Source organism: Rathayibacter sp. Leaf299 (genome assembly GCF_001423055.1).
Taxonomy (GTDB): domain Bacteria; phylum Actinomycetota; class Actinomycetes; order Actinomycetales; family Microbacteriaceae; genus Rathayibacter; species Rathayibacter caricis.
This window is the reverse complement of the sequence record NZ_LMNT01000001.1, coordinates 1,025,935-1,048,658: the sequence shown is the minus strand read 5'-3', so window position 1 is coordinate 1,048,658 and position 22,724 is coordinate 1,025,935. Positions and strand designations below refer to the sequence as shown.

The following is a 22,724-nucleotide window of genomic DNA, read 5'->3' as shown; positions in this document are numbered from 1 at the left end:
GAAGGAGCCCTCATGGCCGTCAGCACCACCACACTCGCGGACCTCAAGGGTCCCTCCGCCTACGACATCGCCGTCCGCCTCGGGCTCTTCACGGGCACGGAAGCCGAGTTCATCGCCTCGCTCAAGGGCGAGGACGGCGAATCCGGCGACGACGGGGCCACCCCCACCATCCAGATCGGCACGGTCGCCACCCTCGCTGCCGGCACCCAGGCCACTGCCTCCGCGACGAGCGTCGACAACGTCTACACGATCAGCTTCGGCATCCCGAAGGGGGCCGACGGCACGGGCGGCACCGGCACCGGGCTGACCGACGGGTCCGTGCAGACCAGCCACCTGCAGGCGAAGGCAGTGACTGGGGCGAAGATCGCCGACAACACGATCACCAGCGCGCAGATCTCCGAGGTCGACTCGTCCAAGGTCACCGGTCTCGCTGCCCTCGCCGGCGGCAAGGCAGACAAGGTGAACGGCCTCGTGCCGCCGAGTCAGCTTGGCACCGGCGCCACCGCCGGCAGCACGACGAAGGTTCTCTTCGAGGACGGCGTCTGGCGCAACGTCGGCGGCGCGACCGGAAACGTCCCCTCCGGCGGCACGAGCAAGCAGTTCCTCATGAAGGGGTCGGCCGCGACCGCCGACTACGACTGGGCGGGCCTCGCTTCTGCGTACGGCTTCGTCACGCCGCAGCAGTTCGGCGCCACCGGTTCGCTCGCGGACCTCAGCAAGGATGCGTCCGCCGCCATCCAGGCCGCGCAGGACTACGCGTCCGAGCGCGGACTGCCCGTCGTGCTGAACGGGCACTTCAACTGCGCGTCCGGCGTCTCCGCTCGGGGGCAGGACATCCGCTGGTACGGCAACGCGACGCTCTACGACTCGGTCGGTGCGACCCCGGTGCTCTCCGCCGTCGAGCTCCCCGACCGGTACGCGCTGTCCTCGGTGACGTCCGCGTTCGTGCAGGGTCTCGAGCGCAACCCTTCCGGGAAGCAGCTGCTCACCGTCCTCGTTCCCACCGCGCAGACGACGCTCGCGAAGATCAAGGTCGGCGCCTACGGCCGCGTCTACTCCTCATCGCAGCGGTACACGTGGAAGACCGTGTCCTCCGACTCTCAGGGCCCCCTGAAGGGCTCGGGCACGCAGTTCCTCGGCGTCTACTACCCGGTCACGAAGGGCGGGAACGGGCCGCGCGAGGGCGACATGATCTACGGCGTCACCTCCGGCGCCATCGGCCACGTCGCCGCGTACGCGCCCGACACGCTCACCGCCGGGAAGATGGTCCTGAAGAGCCTCACGGGCGCTTTCACGAAGGGCGAGGAGATCCGCGTCGGGTCGAAGTCCTCGACCGCCCCGACGGCCGGCACGATCGCGGACTCGGGCGCGATCCTCCTGAAGGACCTGTTCGAGGACACGTTCACCACGGCGAACCTGTTCCTCGACATCTACAAGGAGCGCGTCACCGAGATCGAGGGCATCACCCTCGACACCCTTCCTGCGTCGACCAACCCCGACGCGATGATCGATCAGGCGCAGCGCCGACCGTCGATCATCCTCGGAGGCCGACCGAACGCTCGCCTGCGGTACACCGTCCGCGGCTCCTACCAGGCGGGCGTCATCGGTGTCGCGATGGCGAACGCGGATGTCGAGTCGAACACGATCCTGCAGCCGAACGACGCCACTCAGGGCGACAACGGCTACGACCAGCAGGGCGCGTACGGCTACAACTACGAGTACGGCGCCGGCTCCTACAAGGGGAAGTTCCGCATCGGCGGGACGAACGCCCGACACCTGTTCACCACCAACTCGTACATCTACGGGTCGATGGGGAACTACGCGGTCGCGGACGCCTACTCGTACCTCGCCTCGGCGGGCAAGGGCCGCTTCCCGAAGATCCACGGCGACGCCTCCGGAACGTGGGCTCACCCCTACGACACGCACCCCGGCGTGCACGGCGCCCACTTCTCCGACATCACCGTCGACTTCTCCGGCGCGGCCGGCCGGAAGGACTCGCCGTCGAAGGGCATCTCGTCCCGCGGGACCAGCACGATCATCGAGCGCTTCACGATCATCGGTGCCGCGGTGGGGGTGCAGATCTCCGAGAAGGGCTACACCTACGACGGACTGCACTCTCGGTCGATCGTGCGTCAGGGCACGATGATCGGGATCCAGAAGGTGGGTGTCGACCTCGGCGAGACCTACCCGTCGGACTCGACCCGGTTCTCGTCCGTCGTCGAGGACCTCCGCATCGAGTTCGCCACGCTCGAGCAGAACACCATCGACGAGGCGGCCGAGACGTTCCGACCGAACGGATTCGACCAAGTCGGCGTGAGCACGGCCGGGCACAACGCGGACCTCCGACGCCTCACCCTGAAGGGCATGAACTTCGCGGCGATCGGAATCAACTCGCTGCCGCGCGGGTCCGGCTCGTCGGCCGAGTACCTGATCGACGACGTCGTGTTCGACTACCGCGGATCCGGCGCGCCCTCGTCGGGCCTGCTCGCTCGCGGCATCTGGGTGCAGGGCGCATCCTCCGGCACGAACGCCTCGTTCGGGCAGAACTACTTGCACATCGGGAAGGTGACCGTCTACGAGCAGGACAACTCGCCCGCCGGACTGATCCACCTCAAGTCGGGTTCCCCGTCGATCCGACGCGGACCGAAGCCGATCGTGCACGGGTCCACCGCCGAGCTTCCCTACCACGGCAACGGCGGAACGCTCACCATGCTGCGCCTCATCGGCTCGCCCCCGTGGCACTCCGTCGGCTCCACCGAGCCGAAGCCGCCGCTGACCGGCGACCGCTGGGACGACACCAGCAACGGCTTCTCGTCCAAGAAGTACAACGGCTCCTCGTGGGTCGCCGCCTAGTGAGGAGCTGACCGTGACCGACATCCCCGTCGTCGTCGCCGACACCGTCGACGAGATACCCGCCACCCTGGCGCCCGGAGACCTCGTCCTGACGATGTCGACGGGGGCGTTCGGTCACATCTCCGGAGGCGAGCCTCCCCTGCGGAAGCTCGCCTCCGTGGACGCCATCCCCGAAGACGCCGCAGTCGGAGACCTGTTCCTCGTCGGGACGCAGGTCTACGAAGTCTCGGGCACCCCGCCCGTCACCGTGACGCCTCCGAACATGGCAGCGCCGACCGTCACCTACACGACGATCACGTTCTCCTGGTTCGGTGCGACCGGCAGCATCGACGGCTACCTCCTGGTCATCGACAACCAGCCGGCGATCGAGGTGGACGGCAGCTCGTACGAGCTCGCGACCGCGCCGGGCAGCACGCACACCGGCTACGTCATCGCGAAGGGCAGTGACGGGACCTTCTCGCAGCCGTCCGCGCCCGTCACCGCATCGACTCTCCGCGATGGCGCTGCGCCGACCATCGTCCCCGGAACGCCTCAGGCGGGCGAGCTGGTCGGGCCGATGGTCGCGTTCCGGTTCGACGTGTCCGACTCCGAGTCCGGAGTCGCGGCCGCATCGATCTACTGGGGCGAGACCCCCATCGAGGCGGCCAGCCCCCTCGGCGGTGACCTGTGGGGCGTCGACATCGACCTCGAGCGGCTCCGCGCGATCGGGCTGCTGTCGTACCGGATCCGCGCCGTCGACTGGACCGGCAACGTGTCCTGGTCGGAACCCATCGAGGTGTCGATCGCGCCCGTCGTCGGCGATGACATCACGCCGCCCGTGGTCGTCATCGTGGAGCCGAACGAGGGCACGGTGGTGCCGGATTTCCTCCGAGTCACTGCCAGCGCCTACGACGCCTCCTCGCCCGTCTCCTCGGTCGAGGTTCGGGACGCTGACAGCAAGCGCCTCATCGTCGCGATGGAGCCGCTCAACCCGGGCGGCGGCTGGTTCGTCGACATCCCGCGCGACACGCTCCTCGCGGCGATCACCGGCGACGACTACACCCTGCAGTTCGTCGTTCGCGCGACCGACTCTCGCGGCAACTGGGCGGACTCGGCGCCGCGCGCGATCTTCATCACCGCGCCGGCAGAGACGTACACGGGCACCATCACGTTGCTCCTGCCGCCGGGTGGGTACGTGGACGCGACGAAGCAGAAGGTCAGCAACGGCCGCTACTCGATCTCCCAGCGCGTCACCTTCCCGAACCAGGACCGCATCGTCACCCGAGCGCCAACCGTGCTGCGGATCGAACGCGGAAGGTGGCTGCTCGGGAACGAAGAGGTCAGCGAAGTGACCCTCGAGATCCCGCCAGGATCCGCAGGGTTCCACACCGAGCTCGACATCCCCGGGGCAACGTCGGAGGAGGGGCTGTACCGGCTGCCGCCCGTCATCCCCGACGACCGGCGAGTCGCGGTCACTGACCTGGTCCGGTCCGGCGAGGTCGGCGCGAAGGACCTCACGTTCCTCCCGTCCGCGCAGGACGCGATCGACGCGCGGGATGCCGCTCGCGCCTACCGCGATCAGGCACGGGATGCGGCCGAGCAGGCGGCGTCCGGCGGGTTCACCGTGAGGCGAGACCTCGACGGCTTCCTCACCATCACGATCGGAGCGACGTCATGACCGAGACCTTCCGAGCGATCCCGCCCGACATGATCGGCGAGCCCAACGGTGTCGCCGGTCTCGACGCCGACGCGCGCATTCCGGCTGCCCAGCTGCCCGCGCCTGCGAGCTCGCCGCTCAGCATGAGCATGCTCGGCCTGGCGGCCGTCCTGCCGAAGAAGTGGAGCGCACTGTGAGCATCTACCGCATCGACCCACTCGCCGGTTCGGACACGAACGTCGGAACGTCGATCTACTTCCCGTTCAAGACCGTCGCACCGGTGAACGCGCTGATCGCCGCAGGGAAGATCGGCCGCGGCGACCTGGTGGTCGCAGCCGGCCGCGGCGACGTCCACATCCCGGGAGGGATCAAGGCTGCGACGCCGGTGGCCCTGCGCGGCACGACCCGGCTGGTCTTCGACCAGTGGGGCGACAGCATGCCTGTCTTCGACCTCTACAAGATCGCGAACGACCCCGCCTCGTGGACACCGCATGCCGCCGGAGTGTGGAAGGCGAACATCACCGCAGGCGCGCCCGGCATCACCGGCAACTCCTCCGAGCCCTCGACCAACGTCGCACACCTCTACGTCGACGGACAGCTCAAGGGCCACCGCAGCGTGTACACGATCGGCGAGCTCGGCAACCAGCGCCTCTGGTCGTACGCCTGCGACGCCACGTACGCCTACGTGCGCGCGGACGGGAACCCGGCCAGCATCACCGACGACCTGCGCATCTCCGTCAACTGCAACGGCATCGAACCCGGCGTGAACACCACCTTCACCAACCTCGAGATCGTCGGCGCCGGCGGCATGGGCGTCTCCGCCATCGAACGCAACGACTGGTCGACCGTCGGGCTCGTCCTCCGACGCATCGGCGGCGCCGAGCACGGACCAGGCACCCGCGCCGGCAACGCGTGGCAGGCCTACATCTCCGGATCGCGCATCGCCGTGCTCAACAACTACGCCGAAGACGTGTTCGACGTCGGCTGGACCGCTCAGGGCAAGTCGTACCCCGGCGGATCGAACGGCTGGCAGGACGTCGAGGTCGCCGGAAACACGATCGTCCGCGCGGCCCAGGGGTTCGAGCACTGGTTCAACACCGAGCAGGGCGGCACCCTCGTCGGCTACCAGCGGGTCAACATCCACGACAACACGGTCTACTTCGCCGGCTACTCGTGGGGCGCCGACTACAAGTCCGCGGACATCCTGTCCTACGACTTCGACCCGGTCCCCGGCGGGCACGACCTCAACATCTTCGACAACACCTTCGTCGGAGCTACCCGCCACGTCTTCGCCCGACGGTTCGGGAACACGAACTACTCGGTGCCCGAGGGCCTCAACCTGTACCGCAACGTGATCGCTCTCGCACCCGGCGGGGAGATCGCCTACGAGCAGCCGCAGAAGCTCGAGCAGGCGGCCGAGTGGGTGCAGGCGCAGGGTGCGGAGGACAGCAGCGTCTGGCTGCCGCTCGCCGCGGACGTGCTCGCCGTTCCGCAGAAGGATCGGCTGGCCGCGATGCAGGCGTTCGTCGCAGCCCGGACCGCGACGGTCGACTCACGGCTGTCGGCGCTCGAGCGGCAGCACGGCTCTACGGCGGGCAAGGTGGCGTCGGTCACGGGTCAAATCGAATCTCTGCGCGCGGACGGGAACCAGTCGGGAAGTCTGCTGGCCGGCCGGCTCTACATGCCGGGCGCGTCGACCCGCACCACGCTGGTGGCAGCGTCCGCTGTGGATCGGTTCCGTGGCCTCGAATGGGTCGCACCTGCGTCCGGGCTCATCGACCAGGTCTCGATCTCGGTGACGACGGCGGGCTCCTCGTCGGCCACGTTCTACGTCATGGTGCTGCGGTACGAGGGCGACAAGCTCGTCCCGCACTTCGCGTCGGCGGCAGTCGACTGCTCGACCACGGGCACGAAGAGCCTAGCGGCGAACTTCCGCGTCCGTGAGGGGCAGCGCTTCTACGTCGGCGGCGTCGTCCCGTCCGGCCCGGCCACGCTGCCGGTCATTCGAGCCGGGACGGCGCTGGGGAGAACGCCGTTCCTCGGCTTCCGCTCCACGGACATCGACACGATGCTCTCCTCGGCGACGTACACGACCGGGATCGAGGTGAACGGCTTCACGCTGCCGTTCAACTCGACCTTCGCGCCCGGCGGCCTCACGGACGTCGCTCCGCTGGTCGTCATGCGAGCTGCCTGACAACACGGCAAAGCCCCCACCCTCCGCTTCGGCGGCCGGGTGGGGGCTTTTCGTCGTTGGTGGCGGGGGACGTACCCGACAGCTATCGTTCAGCACTATGAGCGGGAACCAGACAGCAAGCAAGCGGATCCCGTGGATCGACGCAGCCCGCGGCGGATGCGTCCTCGCCGTCGTCATGTTCCACTTCATCATCGTGATCTTCGAACCGGCCGCCCCTGCCGGACCGGTCACGACCGGGTGGTCTCTCTTCGGCGCGGCACTCGCGGCATTCCGCATGCCGCTCCTCTTCGCCGTGTCGGGCTTCGTCGTCGCCCGCCGGGTCCGAGCGGGGCGGGGCGACCGATCGAATGCCGCACGCGTCGCGAGCTCCTACTACCTCTACGTGGTCTGGCTGGTCGCCTACGGCCTCATCTCGCTCATCCCGCTCGCCGTCAACACCGACAGGATCACGAGCCCGGGTGACTTCCTCGGTCAGCTCCTCATCCCCGATACGCCGCTCTGGTTCATCCTCGCGCTGGCCGTCTACACCGCCGTCCTTTGCTCACTCCCCCGCGCTCGGCCCGCCTACGTTCTCGCCATGCTGGCTGTCCTCTCGATTACCGCGCAGGCAGTCCTCGGCTTCGAGCTGTGGGCCCGCGTGCCCTACTACTTCCTCTTCTTCGCGGCCGGCGTCTACCTCCGGCCACTGATCGAGCAGCAAGCGGGCCGAGCGACGCCGCTCCGGACAGTCGTGTCGGGCGGGGTCTTCACGGTCTTCTTCGTGCTCGAGCAGGTAGTCGAGGTTCCGCTCGCGAACGCCGTGCTCTTCGTCGCGCGGGACGCCGCCGCCCTGAGCGCTGGGCTCTTGGCTGTCGTGCTCCTCTGCCGTGTGGCGCCGGTCCGACGGGTGCTCTCTCGGGTGGGCCGGAGCACGCTGCCGATCTACGTCCTCCACTTCCCGCTCGTGATGGTCGCCGCGTCGTTCATCGACTGGACGACTGTGCTCGAGTCTCCCGCAACCGCGGCGGCCGCGCCGATCGTCGGCCCCGCCGTGATCGCCGTCCTGTGCCTCGTGATCTACCGCCTCGCCCTCCGCACCCCGTTGCGTTTCGCGTTCCGGATGCCGGGCCGGTGGCAGCGCGCCATCTCTCCTACGCCCGCGAAGGCCTGAGCTGGTGTCGGTGGGGCCGTCTAGCCTCACCGACATGTCGCACCACTGGACCCCGATGAGCATGGTCTCCCGCTCAGTCACGCCTCGTGAGTGGCGGATGGCCGACAAGCACGAGCACCTCGGATGGATCCGCCTCGTCCGGGTCGATGGCGTCGACACCTACGTCTCCGTCACCCGCGACGAGTGGGTCATCGGTGGCGGCGACACCCTCCCGGACGCCGCCCGCGTCCTCTTCGACTACTGCGCACAGAAACGCCCCCGGCCCTCCCTCGTGGAGTAGGCCGGGGGCGTTTCGTGGTTCCCTACGCCGCCGAGGGCAGTGCGGTCGGTCCGCCGAGCGCAGCGGCCGTCGACGCGCGCCGCATGTCCTCCGACTCGATATGCACGTAGATGGCCGTCGTGTTCGGATTCGCGTGGCCGAGGAACTCCTGCGTCACCCGCAGGTCTCCCGTGTTCCGGTAGACGGTCGTCCCCGCGCGGTGGCGCATCGCGTGCGGGTTCACGTCCAGCAGCCGCTTCGTGATCAGCCAGACGGTCGACGGGTGCATGTGCCCGCCGACACGACCCGGGAAGTAGTAGCCCCCGTCCTCGGGCGTGATCGCGTCGAGCGCCGAGAGGATCGACGGCGTCGCGTGCATGCGCCGGGTGCGGCCGCCCTTCCCGGTGATGTACAGCCACTCGCCGTCTCGAGCTCGCGTGTGCAGCGAGACGATCTCCGAGCGACGCAGGCCGGCCTCCATGCCGAGGAGGATGATCGCCCGCTCCTCCGGCGAGGCGTGCACTATCGCCATCTCCGCGTCGACGTCGAGCGCGATCGGCCGGCGTGCACGGTCGACGTGCAGCGTCTGCAGGAACACCGTGGGGTTGTCGGTGATGTGTCCGCTGACGTGCGCCCAGCCGTAGTAGCTGCGGAGGCTGACGACGGCGACGTTGTACGTCGACGGCTTCCAGTGCGGGTGGGCGGCGAGGAACCGCTGCAGGTCCTGAGGGGTGCAGGACAGAGGGTTCGGGAAGTGCCGGTGGAGCTCGCGGGCGTACGTCATCCGGACGCGGATGGTGCCTTCGCTGCGCCGGGTCTGGATGAGGTGATTGCGGTACGGGTTGAGCATTTCGGGTCTCCTGTGCAGTTCGTCAGGGGCTGGGGCTTGCCGTTGGGAGAACCGAAGCTACCCCCGCACAGGGGGCAACGACTCACCCCCAGCTCTGGGCATTACGGCGACATGTGTTGAATAGACAGAAAGCCCGGCTCTGCCTACCTCGCAGACGTCTCCACGCCGCACGCGTCGAGCGCCGGCCAGATGTCCGCCTCGCCGATCCGCTCATCCTCGAAGGCGTCCCACCCGTACTCGTCCGCGAGGCGCTGGACCGCCGCCGTCAGCGGGCTGTGGACGTAGAAGCCGCAGTAATCGAGCACACCGGCGACGTAGGCCTCGGCCGCACGCAGACGCTCGGTCTCGAGGCGCGCGATCGTCGCGGTGAGCGATTGAGTCGCGTTCACGCTGCGACCGCCTGACGCTCGGCACCGAACTCGACCCGCGTCAACACGCCGCTATCGCGCAATGAACGGATTTCGCGACCGGATCGTTACTTCCGGCAGCAGCAACCGCTCTCAGCGACGCGATCCGCACTTCACGCCAGGATACGGCGCCTTCTGCGCTCGGCCGCGACGAGGTCGACTGAGAAGATCACCAGCGCGGTCCACACCAGCGCGAAGCCGAGCCAGCGCTCGGGCGGCATCGCCTCGTGGAGCACGAACGCGCCCACCAGGAACTGCAGGAACGGCGTCAGGTACTGGATGAAGCCGACGATCGAGAGCGGCAGCCGACGGGCGGCTCCCGCGAACAGCAGCAGCGGGACGGCGGTGACGATACCGGCCGACGCCAGGATCAGGGCGTGCCCCGTGCCCTCCGTCCCGAAGGTCAGACCGACCAGCGAGCCCACCACGGCGAGCTGCACGATCGCGAGCGGAGTGAGCCAGAGCGTCTCCAGCGTCAGTCCCGACACCGCGTCGATCCGGCCGCCCACCCGGCTCTTCACGAGTCCGTAGAACCCGAAGGAGAAGGCCAGCGCGAGCGAGACCCACGGGAACGAGCCGTAGCCGACGGCGATGACGAGCACTGCGACCGCGCTGATCGCCATCGCGATCCACTGGGCCGGTCGGAGCCGCTCCCGCAGCACGAGCACGCCCAGCAGCACCGTGACGAGCGGGTTCATGAAGTAGCCCAGCGCAGCCTCGATGACGTGCCCGGTGGTCGTCGCGATGACGTAGACCTGCCAGTTCACGTAGATCAGGGCGCCGGCGAGAGCCATCGCCCCCAGCAGCCGCGGCTCGCGGAAGAGGCCGAGGAAGCCCGCCCAGCTGCGCGTCACGGTGAGCAGGATCAGGCAGAAGACGAGCGAGAACATCACCCGGAACGCGACGATCTCGAACGGCGAGGCCGGTGCCATCGCGATGAAGTAGAGCGGCATCGCGCCCCACAGGAGGTAGGCGCCGAAGCCGAACCACAATCCGGTCGAGGACATCGCACCGCCGCGCGCCCGCGACTCGGCGAGGGCCTCGACGCCCTCGCCCTCGGCGGCCGCGGTACCGGTCAGGTCGGGCTCGGAAGGGGTGCGGGAGGCGGACACCCGTCCGATGCTACGCACGCGGGCACCCGCTGATCGGCTCGGAACGGTCATCGGAGGGCCGGATCAGGCCACCCGTCGCCAGGAGGACCGGCCCGGGACGACGAAGGGCCCGGCGACCTGGGTCGCCGGGCCCTTCTCGGGACGCGTCCTAGCGGACGACGACCGCGAGGACGTCGCGAGCGGAGAGGACCAGCAGGTCCTCGCCCGAGAACTTGACCTCGGTTCCGCCGTACTTGGAGTAGATGACCTTGTCACCCACGGCCACGTCGAGGGGGACGCGGTTGCCGTTGTCGTCGATGCGGCCGGGGCCCACGGCGACGACTTCACCCTCCTGCGGCTTCTCCTTGGCGGTGTCGGGGATGACGAGACCGGAAGCGGTCACCTGCTCCGCCTCGACCTGCTTGATGACGATGCGATCTTCGAGCGGCTTGATGGACACCGACACGGTTGACCTCTTTCTTGACGACGATGTGGCGGAGCGCGGTTCTGGCACACACGCTCCGAGAGTGCTAGATCCACTGTAGAGGCTGTGCTGGCACTCGTGCAATCAGAGTGCCAAGCGGAGCGTCGCGGAACGACGTCGGAGCGGCGCGGACGCCGTGGCCTACCATGGCCGGATGCATCGCGACGAGCTGGTCGAGCTCCTCTCCCCGGAGGGGCTCCGGCTCCTCGACTCCCTCGACGGATACCGCTCGGACGACCTCGTGCGGGCCGTCGCCCGGCTCCGGTCCGCAGGTCACTCCCCCGCGCTGGTCGCCGCCGTGCTCACCCAGTCGCGACTGCGCGAGAAGGCGCAGGGCAAGTTCGGCGAGTTCGCCCGCTCGATGCTCTTCACCGACGCCGGCCTCGAGCAGGCCACGCGGCTCCGTGTCGCCGCACTGCACGCGGGCCGCTTCGCGGCAGCGGGCACCAGGAGGGTCGCGGACCTGGGCAGCGGGATCGGCGGCGACGCACTCGCTCTCGCCGCGATCGACCTCGAGGTGACCGCCGTCGACGCCGACGAGATCACCGCGACGCTCGCGAGCTTCAACCTCGCCCCGTTCCCCTCCGCTCGCGCCGTGCACGGCGATGCGGAGTCGTTCGACCTCGACGGCTACGACGCCGTCTACCTGGATCCGGCTCGGCGCACCGCCGGTCACCGCGAGACGCGGCGCCTGGACGATCCCGACGACTACTCCCCGTCGCTCGACTTCGCCTTCGGCCTGGCCGCGCGCCTGCCCGTGGGCGTCAAGGTCGGGCCGGGCTTCGACCGCGAGCGGATCCCGGCCGACGCCGAGGCGCAGTGGGTGTCCGTCGAGGGCGACCTGGTCGAGACCGGACTCTGGTTCGGGTCGCTCGCCCGGCCCGGTGTCCGCCGCTCCGCTCTGCTGCTCGGTGCGCACGGCGCCGCCGAGCTGACCGCCGACTCGGACGCCGACGACGAGGAGGTCGGCGAGCTCGGCGCCTACGTGCACGAGCCGGACGGGTCCGCCATCCGGGCGCGATTGCTCGGCGAGCTGGCGCGCTCGAGCGGTTCGCGGATGCTCTCGCCCGGCATCGCCTACCTCACGGGAGACGAGCCGTCCGCCTCGCCGTTCCTGCGCAGCTTCCGCGTCCTCGCCGAACTCCCCCTCGACGAGCGGACGCTCGCGAAGGAGCTGCGCGGACGCGGCATCGGCGTGCTCGAGATCAAGAAGCGCGGGGTAGACGTCGACCCCGCGCGGTTCCGCAAGAAGCTGGGACTGTCCGGCCGGGGCAGCGCCGTGCTGATCCTGACGCGGGTGCAGGGGCGCCACCGCGCCCTGCTGGCCGAGCGGGTGGCGCAGGCGGGCGTTTAGTAGTTGGCCGACTGGATCGCCACCACGAAGATGACAACGGTGATCGCCAGGTAGATCAGCGAGATCACGATCCCCGCGAAGCCCGTGATGATCGCGGTCAGGGCGAACCCGCGCGCTCCGGGCTCGCGACGACGCCCGAGGAACCCGAGGACGACGGCCGGAGCGGACAGCAGGAATCCGAAGCCCCACGCGAAGATCGTGATCACGAGGCCGGCGATGCCGAGGATCATGCCCGTCAGGCTGAGGGTCCTGGGCGGGGCCGGGGCCGGCGGTGCGGAGGCGTACGCCGGCGCGGTGCCCGGAGGCGTCGGCGTCCCGTAGGACGGGGCGTCCGTGCGCGGAGCCCCGTATCCGGGCGCGGGCGCCGAGGCCGGAGCTTGGTACCCGGACGCGGGCGTCGCGGGCGGAGCAGGCGGAGCCGGCGGCACGGGCGGAGCCGGAGGCGCGGGCGGGACGGGGGCGGGACCCGGACGCTCCTCGGAGCCGGGCGCGGTGCTGTCGCTCATGCGGCAGAGTCTAGCCAGCGGCCGGTCTCAGCTCGGGAGGTACCCGTCGGTCCGCAGGTCCCCCACGAAGGCGGTGTACGCCAGGAAGCCCAGGACCGCCAGGACGACGACGAGGTAGCCGAGCACGAAGCCGGCGATCGCGAAGCCTCCGCCGCGGCGGCCGGACCGGCGGGCCCGGAACAGCCCCACGTGACCGAGGACGATCGCGGCCGGCGCGAGCCCGAGGATCCCGCAGAGGAGGGCGGCGACCGCGAGACCCTCGAGAGGCGGGCGGAGCGCCGGAGCGTTGGGCGAGTACTCGTCCGGGTGCGCGGGACCCGTCGGCGGCGGGTAGGCCGCCGACGGGTCGACCGCGTCGGGAGCGGGAGGCGGGGGCACCGGCGTCCCGGCGGACCGATCGATCGCCGATTCGTCGTTCACGCGCTCTCCCCTCGCACAGCTGGCTCCAGCCTACGGTCCCCGGCGGGACCGGTCGGCTCAGTACCCCGTGGAGGGGACGGTGGCCAGGGCGGCGAAGAACAGGACGCCGACGATCGTGTAGACGATGATCGCGACGAACCCGATGACGATCGCGGCGATCGCGAGGCCGCGGCCCTTCTCCCCCGTACGCTTGATCTGCGACAGGGCGATGAAGCCCAGCACGATGCCCACGACGGAGACGAAGAACGAGGCGATGAAGCCGATGATCGCCAGGATGTTGTAGCGGTCGGTGGTGGGCGTGTACGGAGTCGTCATGGGATCCCCCTTGATCGGAACAGGAGACGCCAGCGTGGCAGTCGGCGCTGCACACTGTCAAAAGGCTGAGCGACGCTTGTGTCGCCCCGAGACGTCGGCTAGCGGACCTGGATCTCGGTCACCGGGAGCGTGGAGTCCGCGCTGAAGTCGAGGCTCGACGGCGGGTGCCCCGCCTCGATGAGCTGAGCGGCGAGCGCCGCGATCATCGCGCCGTTGTCGGTGCAGAGCGAGAGCGCCGGGATCCGCAGCGCGATCCCCGCGGCCGCGCACCGCTCCTCCGCGAGCGCCCGCACCCGTGCATTGGCGACCACTCCGCCGCCCAGCAGCAGTCTCGGCACCCCGCGGTCGCGGCACGCCGCCACCGCCTTCGTGAGCAGCACGTCGGCCACGGCCTCGCGGAAGCTCGCGGCCACGTCCGCGACCGGTACCTCCTCGCCGGCGTCCTGGCGCTTCTCCACCCACCGCGCCACGGCGGTCTTCAGCCCCGAGAACGAGAAGTCGTAGCGGTGACGCTCGAGGTCCTTCGGCAGGCTCAATCCGCGCGGGAACCGGATCGCGCGGGGATCGCCGTCGGCCGCCACCCTGTCGATCTGCGGACCGCCGGGATAGGGCAGCCCGAGGACGCGCGCGACCTTGTCGAAGGCCTCCCCGGCCGCGTCGTCGATGGTCTCGCCGAGCAGCTCGACGTCCGAGACCAGGTCGCGCACGTGCAGGAGCGACGTGTGCCCGCCCGAGACGAGCAGCGCGATCGTGGGCACCTCGACCGGGCTCCCCTCGCTCCCGTCGGCCCGGAGCACGTCGGCGCCGACGTGGCCGACGAGGTGGTTCACCGCGTAGAGGGGCTTCCCGAGCGAGACGGCGAGGGCCTTGGCCGCGCCGACGCCGACCATCAGGGCGCCCGAGAGGCCGGGACCGCTCGTGACGGCGATCGCGTCGAGCTCCTCGAGCGCGACTCCGGCGTCGGCGAGCGCTGCGCGCAGCGCCGGCTCGAGCGCCTCGAGGTGCGCGCGGGCCGCGACCTCCGGCACCACGCCTCCGTAGCGCGCGTGCTCGTCCATCGACGAGGCGATGGTGTTGGCGAGGAGCGTCGTGCCGCGGACGACGCCGATGCCGGTCTCGTCGCAGCTGGTCTCGATCCCGAGGACGAGCGGTCCGTCGCTCATGCGGTCTCCTCCGACGCCTGCGGAAGTGGCGCGCGCATGACGATCGCGTCCACCCCGTCGGGCTGGTAGTAGGCGGGACGGACTCCGATCTCCTCGAAGCCCTCCGAACGGTAGAGGGTCTGCGCGCCGGGGTTGTCGGCGCGCACTTCGAGGAACACCTCGCGGGCCCCGCGCCGGGCGGCCTCCTCGAGCAGTTCCCGCAGGAGGCGCCGGCCGGTGCCGCGACGGCGCGCGGAGGCGAGCACGGCGATCGTCTGCACGTCGGCCTCGTGCGCGCCGCGAGGGCAGAGCAGCCCCGCGTAGCCGAGCACGACGCCGTCCTCCTCCGCCACGAGGTAGCGGGTGTGCACGCTCCGGATCTCCTCCGCCATCATCCGGCTCGACCAGGCGTCGCTCGTGAACTCCGACTCCTCGATCGCCATGATCGCGTCGAGATCGGCGGGGGTCGCCTCTCGGAGGACGCTCACGCGGTCACCCGCTTGGGGCCGGCCGAGAGCGTCACGTCGGGCGAACGGAGGTAGAGCGGCTCGTCGGCGGGCAGGGAGCGGCCGGCGGCGCGGGCGAGTGCGGCGACGACTCCCAGCGCTGCTGCCGAGACGGTGGACGCCTCCAGCCGCGGAAGCTCGGGGAAAGGCAGGGCGTCGGGCTTGTCGAGGCCGGGGCCGCTCCGACGGACGGGCAGACCCTGTCCGTCGAGACCGTCGTAGGCGCTCCAGTAGAGCTCGCGACGACGCGCGTCGGTGACCACCAGGAACCCGGCGTCGCGGCCGTCGAGCAGCGCGGCCAGTGCGACGGCGTCGTGGGACACGACGGGGAGCGTCGGGATCCCGCGGCCGAAGGCGAAGGCGCGGGCCGCGGCGATGCCGACGCGGAGCCCGGTGAAGGGCCCCGGACCCATCCCCACGGCGACGGCGTCGATCCCGGCGGGAGCGACCCCCGCCTCCTCCAGCGCTTCGGCGATCAGGCGGCCGACGACCTCGGCGTGCCGCATGGTGTCGGTCTCGACGCGGTCCGAGCGGACTCCGCCCGCGTCGTCGACGACGGCGACGGAGGTTCCGGAGGAGGTGTCGATCGCGAGCAGCACCCTGACAGGCTACCCGCGCGCGGCGGGCCGGCTCAGGCCCAACGGGTGCCGCGGAAGCGGACCGTCCGCGGCTCGATCGGCTCCTCGCCCTCCGCCGCGTCGGATCCGGCGGTCGGCCGCTCGATCACGATGTCGAGCCAGGAGTCGGCGACTCCGTCCAGGAGCCCCGCGCCCCACTCCACCACCACGACCGAGTGCTCGAGGTCGAGATCGAGGTCGTCCAGCTCGACCGCCGAGCCGACCCGGTAGGCGTCGACGTGCACGAGCGGGGGGCCGTCGTGCAGCGGAGGATGGGTGCGCGCGATCACGAAGGTCGGGCTGGTCACGGGGCCGCGCACGTCGAGCCCCTCTCCCAGCCCCCGGGTGAACGTCGTCTTGCCCGCTCCGAGAGGGCCGGTGAGGACGAGCAGGTCCCCGGCCCGCAGAGTGCGGCCGAGCTCGCGACCGAGCTCCTCCATCGCCTCGGTGTCCGGGACCTCCACCGTCAGATCGGCGAAGCGGGCGCGCTCAGCCACGATCGCCGCCCAACACCCGGCGCTGCACTCGCGGTCCGATCCGCGTCACGAGCTCGTAGTTGATCGTGCCGCACCAGCGCGCCCACTCGTCGACCGAGGGGACGCCCGTCGTCGGGTCGCCCCAGAGGGTCACGGCGTCGCCGACCTCGATCGGGGCGTCGCCCACCTCGACGACGAACTGGTCCATCGCGACCCGGCCCGCAATGCGATGCCGCCTCCCCCGGATCGTCACCTCGGCGACTCCGGAGGCGCTGCGCGGGATGCCATCGGCGTAGCCGAACGGGACGAGCGCGAGGCCGGTCTCCCCCTCGGCCCGGTAGGTGTAGTCGTAGCTGACACCCGTGCCCCGATCGACGCGGCGCACCCCCGCGACGCGTCCGTGCAGCGTCATCGCGGGGACGAGGCCGAGCTCGAGCGACGTCTCGTCGTCGAACGGCGAGAGTCCGTAGACGCCGATGCCGGCGCGCACCATGTCGCGGCGCGCCTCCGGGATCCTCAGCGCACCGGCGGTGGCCGCCAGATGCACGATCGGGGCGGGGACGCCGCTCGCCCGCAGGAGCTCCTCCCCCCGGGACAGGAGCGCGACCTGCGCGAGGTCCTCGGTGCGCGAGGTGTTCGAGAGGTGCGAGAGCACGCCCGTCAGGTGCACGGTGCCGCGCTCCACGTGGCGCACGAGCGCCTCGACGAGCAGCGGCCACTCCTGCTCGGGAGCGCCGTTGCGGCTGAGCCCCGTGTCGAGCTTGAGCTGCACGGCCGCCCGGCCGCCGCGGTCCTCGGCGGCCTGGGCCACGGCCTCCAGCTGGGTGAGCGACGAGACCGCCACGTCGATCCCATGCTCGATGGCCGCGTCGAAGTCCTCGCCGGGGTCGTGCAGCCAGCAGAGCAGCGGAGCGAGGACGCCGGCCTCGCGCAGCGCCACGGCCTCCTGGAGGTCGGCGGTGCCGAGAGCGTCGGCTCCGCCCGCGAGCGCGGCCTGGGCCGCTGTCACGGCGCCGTGGCCGTAGCCGTTCGCCTTGACGACGGCCATGAGGCGCCGGGCGCCGGTCAGCTCGCGGAGCCGGGAGACGTTCCTCCGGATCGCGTCGGCATCGATCAGCGCTTCGCGGAAGAACAGCGGAGCGGTCACGACTCGGCCACCACGAACGCCGTCGCGATGCCCGCGTCGTGGCTCATCGACAGGTGCACCCGCGTGATGCCGCGGGCATCGGCGGCGGTCCGGGCCGCTCCGTGCAGGGCGAAGGAGGGGTTCCCGTGCTCGTCGCGCTCCACGACCATGTCGTGCCAGCGCGCACCCGCCGAGTCGCCGAGGGCCTTGATGAACGCCTCCTTCGCCGCGAACCGCCCGGCGAGGGAGGCGATCGGCAGGTCGCGTTCGCTGGGGGCGAACAGACGGTCGCGCAACCGCGGGGTGCGGTCGATCGCCCGGCCGAACCGGGCGAGGTCCACGACGTCCACGCCGATCCCCACGATCACGGCAGGGTCACTCGACCGTGACCGACTTGGCGAGATTGCGCGGCTGGTCGACGTCCAGGCCCTTCGCGGTCGCGAGCTCCATCGCGAACATCTGCAGCGGAGTGACGGCGAGCAGCGGCTCGAACAGCGGGTCGGCGAGCGGGATCGGCACTACCTCGTCGGCGATCTGGATCGCCGCGGTGTCGCCCTGCTCGGCGATCGCGATGACGCGGGCGCCGCGCGCCTTGATCTCCTGGATGTTCGAGATCACCTTGCGCTGCAGCTCGTACGACTCGCTCGGGCTCGGCACGATCACGAAGACGACTTGGCCCGGCTCGATGAGCGCGATCGGCCCGTGCTTGAGCTCCCCGGCCGCGAAGCCCTCGGCGTGGATGTAGGCCAGCTCCTTGAGCTTGAGCGCACCCTCGAGCGCGACCGGGTAGCCGACGTGGCGGCCCAGGAACAGCACCGCGCGGGTGTCGGCCATCCAGCCGGCGAGCTGGACGATGGCGTCCGAGGCGTCGAGCACCTTCGAGAGCTTCTCGGGGATCGCCGCCAGCTCGGCGGCCTGCGACGCGACGACCTCGGCGGAGGAGGCTCCGCGCAGCGTCGCGAGGTGCAGACCGAAGAGGTAGAGGGCCGCGATCTGCGCGACGAAGGCCTTGGTCGACGCGACCGCCACCTCCGGGCCGGCGTGCGTGTAGAGGACCGCGTCGGACTCGCGTGGGATCGTCGCGCCCTGGGTGTTGCAGACCGAGAGCGTCTTCGCGCCCTTCTCGCGCGCGTACTTGACCGCCATGAGCGTGTCCATGGTCTCGCCCGACTGGCTGATCGAGACGACGAGCGTGCGGGGCGTGAGCACCGGGTCGCGGTAGCGGAACTCGTGGCTGAGCTCGACCTCGACGGGGACGCGGGCCCACTTCTCGATCGCGTACTTGGCGACCATGCCGGAGTAGGCGGCGGTGCCGCAGCCGATGATCGTGATCCGGTCGATCTCCGTCAGGACGGGGTCCAGGCCCTCGAGCTCGGGGAGGGTGATCGTGCCGTCGGCGATCCGGCCGCGCAGGGTGTTCGCGACGGCCTCGGGACCCTCGGTGATCTCCTTCGCCATGAAGCTCGACCAGCCGCCCTTCTCGGAGGCGGAGGCGTCCCAGGCGATCTCGAACGGCTCGGTCTCGACCGGCTGCCCGAAGAAGTCGGTGACCGTGACGAGGTCCGGGGTGATCGTGACGATCTGGTCCTGCCCGATCGCGACGGCGCGGCGGGTGAACTCGACGAACGCCGCGACGTCGGAGCCGAGGAAGTTCTCGCCGTCGCCCAGGCCGATCACCAGCGGGGAGTTGCGCCGCGCGCCGACGACGACGCCCGGCTGGTCCTGGTGCAGGGCGAGCAGCGTGAAGGCGCCCTCGAGCCGCGCGACGATCGCCTGGAACGCGAGCACGAGGTCCCCGGTCCGGCGGTACTCGCGGGCGATGAGGTGAGCGGCGACCTCGGTGTCGGTCTCGCTCTCGAAGACGACGCCCTCGGCGGCGAGCTCCTCCTTCAGCGGCTGGAAGTTCTCGATGATGCCGTTGTGGATGACGGCCAGCTTGCCGTCGTCGGCGAGGTGCGGGTGGGCGTTGCGGTCGGTCGGCCCACCGTGGGTCGCCCACCGGGTGTGACCGATGCCGGTCGTGCCCTGCGCCAGCGGGTGCGCTTCGAGGTCGTCGACCAGGACGCTGAGCTTGCCCGAGCGCTTGCGGCTGTCGATCACGCCATCGGCGTCGATCACGGCCACGCCCGCGGAGTCGTACCCGCGGTACTCCAGTCGCTTCAGGCCCCCGAGCAGCACGGCCAGGCTGTCACGCGCGCCGACGTATCCCACGATTCCACACATGCGCTCGATCCTAACGGCGCAGGAGGGGCGGATCGCGGCGGCCGGGCCGCAGGGTCGCCGGCCGCTAGGATCGGTGATTGTGCCGTCGTCAGCTCGCGAACCCGGGCGAGAGGCGCAGCCCTCCCCGTTCGTCGAGATCGTCCGCTCCGACTGGGCCGAGCTCGCCCGGTCGACGGAGCTCCCGCTGACCGAGACCGAGGTCGTGCAGCTGCGCGGACTCGGCGACCGGCTGAGCCTCACCGAGGTCGCCGAGGTGTACCTCCCCCTCTCGCGGCTCCTCGCCCTCTACGCGGCCGGTGCCCGCCACCTGCACCGGGCGACCAGCACCTTCCTCGGCGAGCGCGCCCAGCCCACGCCCTTCGTCATCGGAGTCGCCGGCTCCGTCGCCGTCGGCAAGTCCACGATCGCGAGACTGCTGCGCGAGCTCCTCGCCCGCTGGGAGGACACTCCCCGGGTCGAGCTGGTGACCACCGACGGGTTCCTCCTGCCCAACAGCGAGCTCGAGCGGCGCGGGCTGATGAGCCGCAAGGGGTTCCCGGAGTCGTACGACCGCCGCGCGCTGCTCCGCTTCGTCTCGGAGGTGAAGGGCGGGGCGGCAGAGGTGCGCGCGCCCTTCTACTCGCACCTCTCGTACGACATCGTCCCCGACGCCGAGATCGTGGTGCGCCGACCCGACGTGCTGATCGTCGAGGGCCTGAACGTGCTGCAGCCTCCGGTCCCGGGCCACGGCCTCGCGGTCAGCGACCTGTTCGACTTCACCGTCTACGTCGACGCGCGCACCGGCGACATCGCCCGCTGGTACGAGGAGCGCTTCCTCGCTCTGCAGCAGGGCGCGTTCGCGAACCCGAACTCGTACTTCCACCGCTACGCGTCGCTCACGCCCGACGAGGCCCGCGAGCGGGCACGGAGCATCTGGACCGCGATCAACGAGCCGAACCTCGTGCAGAACGTGCGTCCGACCCGCAGCCGCGCGAGCCTGGTGCTGCGCAAGCAGTCCGACCACGCCGTGTCGTCGGTGCTGCTCCGCAAGATCTGACGCAGGGTGGACACGGTCTTCCTGGAGTCCGTAGGTCTCGATACACCCCTCCGGGGCTACTCGACCAGCAGACGATGGCGGATCTCCTCCGAGGAGGTCTTCCGCTGCTTGCTGATCGAGTAGCACGCGCAGCGGGCGTCTCGAGATCCACCAGCGCCGGAGCGCCGACCGCTACGTGCGCAGCTGCTCCAGCACGACGTCGGCCAGGGACTGCGCGAGACGATCCGCCGTCTCCTGCGTCTTCGCCTCGACCATCACGCGCACCATCGGCTCGGTGCCCGAGGGGCGGAGCAGGACGCGGCCGTCGGTGCCGAGCTCGGCCGACGCGTCGGCGACGGCCGCCGCGATGACCTCGTCGGCGTGCACGCCCTCGCGGTCGACACCGCGGACGTTGACGAGGGTCTGCGGGAACACGCTCATGACCGCGGCCAGATCGGCGATGCTCCTGCCGGTCCGGGCCATCTCGGCGGCGAGCTGGAGCGCGGTGAGCACGCCGTCGCCGGTGGTGGCGAAGCGGCTCATGATGACGTGGCCGGACTGCTCGCCGCCGAGCGAGTAGCCGCCGTCGTTCATCGCCTCGAGGACGTAGCGGTCGCCGACGGCGGTCTCGATGACGCGGATGCCCGCGTCGGCCATCGCGAGCTTCAGACCGAGGTTGCTCATCACGGTCGCGACGAGCACGTTGTCGCGCAGCACGCCGCGGCGGGCCATCGATGTAGCGAGGATCGCCATGATCTGATCGCCGTCGATCGTCCGGCCGGTGGCGTCCACCGCGAGGCAGCGGTCCGCGTCGCCGTCGTGGGCGATGCCGAGATCCGCTCCGGCCGCGACGACCGCCTCGGCGACGTGCTCGAGGTGGGTCGAGCCGACGCCGTCGTTGATGTTGAGGCCGTCGGGGTCGTTGCCGATGACGGTGACCGTGGCGCCCGCGTCCGTGAAGACCTCGGGCGAGATGCCGGCGGCCGCGCCGTGGGCGCAGTCGATGACCACGTGGAGCCCGTCGAGGCGGGTGCTGCCGAGCGAGCCGAGGAGGTGGACCACGTAGCGGTCCTCCGCGTCGGAGAAGCGGCGGATGCGGCCGACGTCGGCACCGGTCGGGGTCAGCGGGGGAACGCCGAGAGCCGCCTCGATGCGGTTCTCGAGCTCGTCGGGGAGCTTGCGCCCGCCCGCGGCGAAGAACTTGATGCCGTTGTCGGCGGCGGGGTTGTGCGAGGCCGAGATCATCACGCCGAAGTCCGCCTGCTCGTCCGCGATCAGGTACGCGGTGGCAGGGGTCGGGATGACGCCGGCGTCGAGGACGTCGACTCCCGCACTGGCGAGTCCGGCGGCGACAGCGGCGCCGATGAACTGACCGGAGATTCTGGGGTCGCGGGCGAGTACCGCGAGGGGGCGTCGACCCTCCGCACGGGCGGCCGCACCGAGTACACGGGCGGCCGCCTGGGCGAGGCCGAGAGCCAGGTCGGCCGTGACCTCGCGATTAGCGAGGCCACGGACGCCGTCGGTTCCGAACAGGCGCGTCATAGTGCGCAGTCCACTTCTCGAGCTACTGATCGAGCGGCCCGTCGGGCCGCACCGACTAGCGCTTCGAGAACTGCGACGCCTTGCGGGCCTTCTTGAGACCGGCCTTCTTGCGCTCGATGACGCGAGCGTCGCGGGTCAGGAAGCCCGCCTTCTTGAGGATCGCGCGGTTGTTCTCGCGGTCGATCTCGTTGAGCGCACGCGCGATGGCGAGGCGCAGCGCGCCGGCCTGGCCGGAGGGGCCGCCGCCGGTGATCTTCGCGACCACGTCGTACGAGCCGACGAGGTCGAGCACCTTGAAGGGGTCGGTGATCAGCTGCTGGTGCAGCTTGTTGGGGAAGTACTCCGCGAACTCGCGGGCGTTCACGGTCAGGCTGCCGGAGCCCGGGACCAGGCGCACGCGGGCGATGGCCTGCTTGCGTCGGCCCACGGCTGCGCCGGAGACGTTGAGGACGGCGCGGGGCGTCGAGGACGCCTCGGTGGCCGCGCTTTCGGTGGAGTAGCTCTCGGGAGCCACGTCGATCTGGTCTGCGATCTTCGCCACGGTGTAGGTGATCCTTT

At 70.6% G+C, this 22,724-nt stretch carries 24 protein-coding genes; 8 read left to right on the top strand and 16 right to left on the bottom strand.

Features of this window, described 5'->3' with window-relative positions; genetic code table 11:
• The first annotated feature begins 12 nt into the window (after positions 1 to 12).
• The 6 genes from ASF48_RS19745 (at position 13) to ASF48_RS04850 (ending at position 8,113) form a co-directional block, all read left to right on the top strand.
• Positions 13 to 2,853, top strand: a complete 2,841-nt coding sequence (locus ASF48_RS19745) for a hypothetical protein (protein ID WP_055787259.1) — start codon at positions 13 to 15, stop codon at positions 2,851 to 2,853.
• A gap of 13 nt (positions 2,854 to 2,866) precedes the next feature.
• Positions 2,867 to 4,510 (top strand): hypothetical protein, encoded by a 1,644-nt coding sequence (locus ASF48_RS04870; RefSeq protein ID WP_055787257.1) that lies wholly within the window; start codon positions 2,867 to 2,869, stop codon positions 4,508 to 4,510.
• A complete protein-coding gene (locus ASF48_RS04865; RefSeq protein WP_055787254.1) occupies positions 4,507 to 4,686 on the top strand; it encodes a hypothetical protein in 180 nt (59 codons plus the stop codon). Before ASF48_RS04870 ends, ASF48_RS04865 begins: the two co-directional genes overlap by 4 nt.
• Complete coding sequence (locus ASF48_RS04860; protein WP_055787252.1) at positions 4,683 to 6,683, top strand: hypothetical protein; 2,001 nt, start codon at positions 4,683 to 4,685, stop codon at positions 6,681 to 6,683. The genes ASF48_RS04865 and ASF48_RS04860 overlap by 4 nt, the downstream gene beginning before the upstream one ends.
• Positions 6,684 to 6,780: 97 nt before the next feature.
• Positions 6,781 to 7,833: an acyltransferase family protein gene (locus ASF48_RS04855; protein WP_055787247.1), complete on the top strand. Its 1,053-nt coding sequence runs from the start codon at positions 6,781 to 6,783 to the stop codon at positions 7,831 to 7,833.
• 34 nt (positions 7,834 to 7,867) lie between these two features.
• Positions 7,868 to 8,113: a hypothetical protein gene (locus ASF48_RS04850; protein ID WP_157603052.1), complete on the top strand. Its 246-nt coding sequence runs from the start codon at positions 7,868 to 7,870 to the stop codon at positions 8,111 to 8,113.
• A gap of 22 nt (positions 8,114 to 8,135) precedes the next feature.
• Here the strand turns inward: ASF48_RS04850 and ASF48_RS04845 are convergent, their stop codons facing one another.
• The 4 genes from ASF48_RS04845 to groES form a co-directional block, all read right to left on the bottom strand.
• The gene (locus tag ASF48_RS04845) at positions 8,136 to 8,942 is read right to left on the bottom strand and encodes a tyrosine-type recombinase/integrase (RefSeq protein WP_055787242.1); all 807 of its coding nucleotides are present in this window, start codon (positions 8,940 to 8,942) and stop codon (positions 8,136 to 8,138) included.
• A gap of 143 nt (positions 8,943 to 9,085) precedes the next feature.
• On the bottom strand, positions 9,086 to 9,331 hold the full coding sequence (locus ASF48_RS04840; protein ID WP_055787239.1) for a hypothetical protein: 246 nt from the start codon (positions 9,329 to 9,331) through the stop codon (positions 9,086 to 9,088).
• A gap of 131 nt (positions 9,332 to 9,462) precedes the next feature.
• Entirely contained in the window at positions 9,463 to 10,356 is an 894-nt protein-coding gene (gene rarD / locus ASF48_RS04835; protein WP_055788964.1) for an EamA family transporter RarD, read from the bottom strand.
• A 253-nt stretch (positions 10,357 to 10,609) separates the two neighbouring features.
• Positions 10,610 to 10,906: a co-chaperone GroES gene (groES, locus tag ASF48_RS04830; protein WP_055787236.1), complete on the bottom strand. Its 297-nt coding sequence runs from the start codon at positions 10,904 to 10,906 to the stop codon at positions 10,610 to 10,612.
• Positions 10,907 to 11,078: 172 nt separating this feature from the next.
• Between groES and ASF48_RS04825 the strand changes: the two genes are divergently transcribed.
• On the top strand, positions 11,079 to 12,278 hold the full coding sequence (locus tag ASF48_RS04825; protein WP_055787233.1) for a class I SAM-dependent methyltransferase: 1,200 nt from the start codon (positions 11,079 to 11,081) through the stop codon (positions 12,276 to 12,278).
• Here ASF48_RS04825 and ASF48_RS19280 read toward each other — a convergent pair.
• The 10 genes from ASF48_RS19280 to glmS all read right to left on the bottom strand — a co-directional run bounded on the left by ASF48_RS19280 (position 12,275) and on the right by glmS (position 19,609).
• On the bottom strand, positions 12,275 to 12,784 hold the full coding sequence (locus tag ASF48_RS19280) for a DUF4190 domain-containing protein (protein ID WP_157603051.1): 510 nt from the start codon (positions 12,782 to 12,784) through the stop codon (positions 12,275 to 12,277). The genes ASF48_RS04825 and ASF48_RS19280 overlap by 4 nt on opposite strands.
• A 27-nt stretch (positions 12,785 to 12,811) precedes the next feature.
• A complete protein-coding gene (locus ASF48_RS04815; RefSeq protein ID WP_055787227.1) occupies positions 12,812 to 13,204 on the bottom strand; it encodes a DUF4190 domain-containing protein in 393 nt (130 codons plus the stop codon).
• A 57-nt stretch (positions 13,205 to 13,261) separates the two neighbouring features.
• Positions 13,262 to 13,519, bottom strand: a complete 258-nt coding sequence (locus ASF48_RS04810; RefSeq protein WP_055787225.1) for a DUF4190 domain-containing protein — start codon at positions 13,517 to 13,519, stop codon at positions 13,262 to 13,264.
• Positions 13,520 to 13,617: 98 nt separating this feature from the next.
• A complete protein-coding gene (gene tsaD / locus ASF48_RS04805) occupies positions 13,618 to 14,682 on the bottom strand; it encodes a tRNA (adenosine(37)-N6)-threonylcarbamoyltransferase complex transferase subunit TsaD (protein ID WP_055787224.1) in 1,065 nt (354 codons plus the stop codon).
• Positions 14,679 to 15,149: a ribosomal protein S18-alanine N-acetyltransferase gene (gene rimI, locus ASF48_RS04800; RefSeq protein WP_235577182.1), complete on the bottom strand. Its 471-nt coding sequence runs from the start codon at positions 15,147 to 15,149 to the stop codon at positions 14,679 to 14,681. The genes tsaD and rimI overlap by 4 nt, the downstream gene beginning before the upstream one ends.
• Positions 15,146 to 15,766, bottom strand: a complete 621-nt coding sequence (gene tsaB, locus ASF48_RS04795; RefSeq protein WP_055787221.1) for a tRNA (adenosine(37)-N6)-threonylcarbamoyltransferase complex dimerization subunit type 1 TsaB — start codon at positions 15,764 to 15,766, stop codon at positions 15,146 to 15,148. Before tsaB ends, rimI begins: the two co-directional genes overlap by 4 nt.
• 32 nt (positions 15,767 to 15,798) lie before the next feature.
• A complete protein-coding gene (gene tsaE / locus ASF48_RS04790) occupies positions 15,799 to 16,224 on the bottom strand; it encodes a tRNA (adenosine(37)-N6)-threonylcarbamoyltransferase complex ATPase subunit type 1 TsaE (RefSeq protein WP_055788956.1) in 426 nt (141 codons plus the stop codon).
• 49 nt (positions 16,225 to 16,273) lie between these two features.
• A complete protein-coding gene (gene alr / locus ASF48_RS04785; RefSeq protein WP_055787216.1) occupies positions 16,274 to 17,407 on the bottom strand; it encodes an alanine racemase in 1,134 nt (377 codons plus the stop codon).
• A complete protein-coding gene (locus ASF48_RS04780) occupies positions 17,404 to 17,754 on the bottom strand; it encodes a holo-ACP synthase (protein WP_055787206.1) in 351 nt (116 codons plus the stop codon). Before ASF48_RS04780 ends, alr begins: the two co-directional genes overlap by 4 nt.
• Positions 17,755 to 17,761: 7 nt before the next feature.
• Complete coding sequence (gene glmS, locus ASF48_RS04775) at positions 17,762 to 19,609, bottom strand: glutamine--fructose-6-phosphate transaminase (isomerizing) (RefSeq protein ID WP_055787202.1); 1,848 nt, start codon at positions 19,607 to 19,609, stop codon at positions 17,762 to 17,764.
• A 79-nt stretch (positions 19,610 to 19,688) separates the two neighbouring features.
• On the opposite strand from glmS, the gene coaA reads away from it, so the two are divergent.
• On the top strand, positions 19,689 to 20,645 hold the full coding sequence (gene coaA / locus ASF48_RS04770) for a type I pantothenate kinase (RefSeq protein ID WP_055787198.1): 957 nt from the start codon (positions 19,689 to 19,691) through the stop codon (positions 20,643 to 20,645).
• Positions 20,646 to 20,816: 171 nt separating this feature from the next.
• On the opposite strand, the gene glmM is transcribed toward coaA, so the two are convergent.
• Positions 20,817 to 22,166: a phosphoglucosamine mutase gene (gene glmM, locus ASF48_RS04765; protein ID WP_055787195.1), complete on the bottom strand. Its 1,350-nt coding sequence runs from the start codon at positions 22,164 to 22,166 to the stop codon at positions 20,817 to 20,819.
• A 55-nt stretch (positions 22,167 to 22,221) separates the two neighbouring features.
• A complete protein-coding gene (gene rpsI / locus ASF48_RS04760) occupies positions 22,222 to 22,707 on the bottom strand; it encodes a 30S ribosomal protein S9 (protein WP_055787192.1) in 486 nt (161 codons plus the stop codon).
• Positions 22,708 to 22,724: the final 17 nt, after the last annotated feature.

Bases quoted from the DNA above. Each gene is read 5' to 3' on its own strand.
- glmM (WP_055787195.1), bottom strand. From the start codon at position 22,166: ATGACGCGCCTGTTCGGAACCGACGGCGTCCGTGGCCTCGCTAATCGC.
- tsaE (WP_055788956.1), bottom strand. From the start codon at position 16,224: ATGGAGGAGCTCGGTCGCGAGCTCGGCCGCACTCTGCGGGCCGGGGAC.
- ASF48_RS04865 (WP_055787254.1), top strand. From the start codon at position 4,507: ATGACCGAGACCTTCCGAGCGATCCCGCCCGACATGATCGGCGAGCCC.
- ASF48_RS04825 (WP_055787233.1), top strand. From the start codon at position 11,079: ATGCATCGCGACGAGCTGGTCGAGCTCCTCTCCCCGGAGGGGCTCCGG.
- ASF48_RS04845 (WP_055787242.1), bottom strand. From the start codon at position 8,942: ATGCTCAACCCGTACCGCAATCACCTCATCCAGACCCGGCGCAGCGAA.
- ASF48_RS04850 (WP_157603052.1), top strand. From the start codon at position 7,868: ATGTCGCACCACTGGACCCCGATGAGCATGGTCTCCCGCTCAGTCACG.
- glmS (WP_055787202.1), bottom strand. From the start codon at position 19,609: ATGTGTGGAATCGTGGGATACGTCGGCGCGCGTGACAGCCTGGCCGTG.
- rarD (WP_055788964.1), bottom strand. From the start codon at position 10,356: ATGTCCTCGACCGGATTGTGGTTCGGCTTCGGCGCCTACCTCCTGTGG.
- ASF48_RS19745 (WP_055787259.1), top strand. From the start codon at position 13: ATGGCCGTCAGCACCACCACACTCGCGGACCTCAAGGGTCCCTCCGCC.
- ASF48_RS04810 (WP_055787225.1), bottom strand. From the start codon at position 13,519: ATGACGACTCCGTACACGCCCACCACCGACCGCTACAACATCCTGGCG.
- tsaD (WP_055787224.1), bottom strand. From the start codon at position 14,682: ATGAGCGACGGACCGCTCGTCCTCGGGATCGAGACCAGCTGCGACGAG.
- ASF48_RS04855 (WP_055787247.1), top strand. From the start codon at position 6,781: ATGAGCGGGAACCAGACAGCAAGCAAGCGGATCCCGTGGATCGACGCA.
- ASF48_RS19280 (WP_157603051.1), bottom strand. From the start codon at position 12,784: ATGAGCGACAGCACCGCGCCCGGCTCCGAGGAGCGTCCGGGTCCCGCC.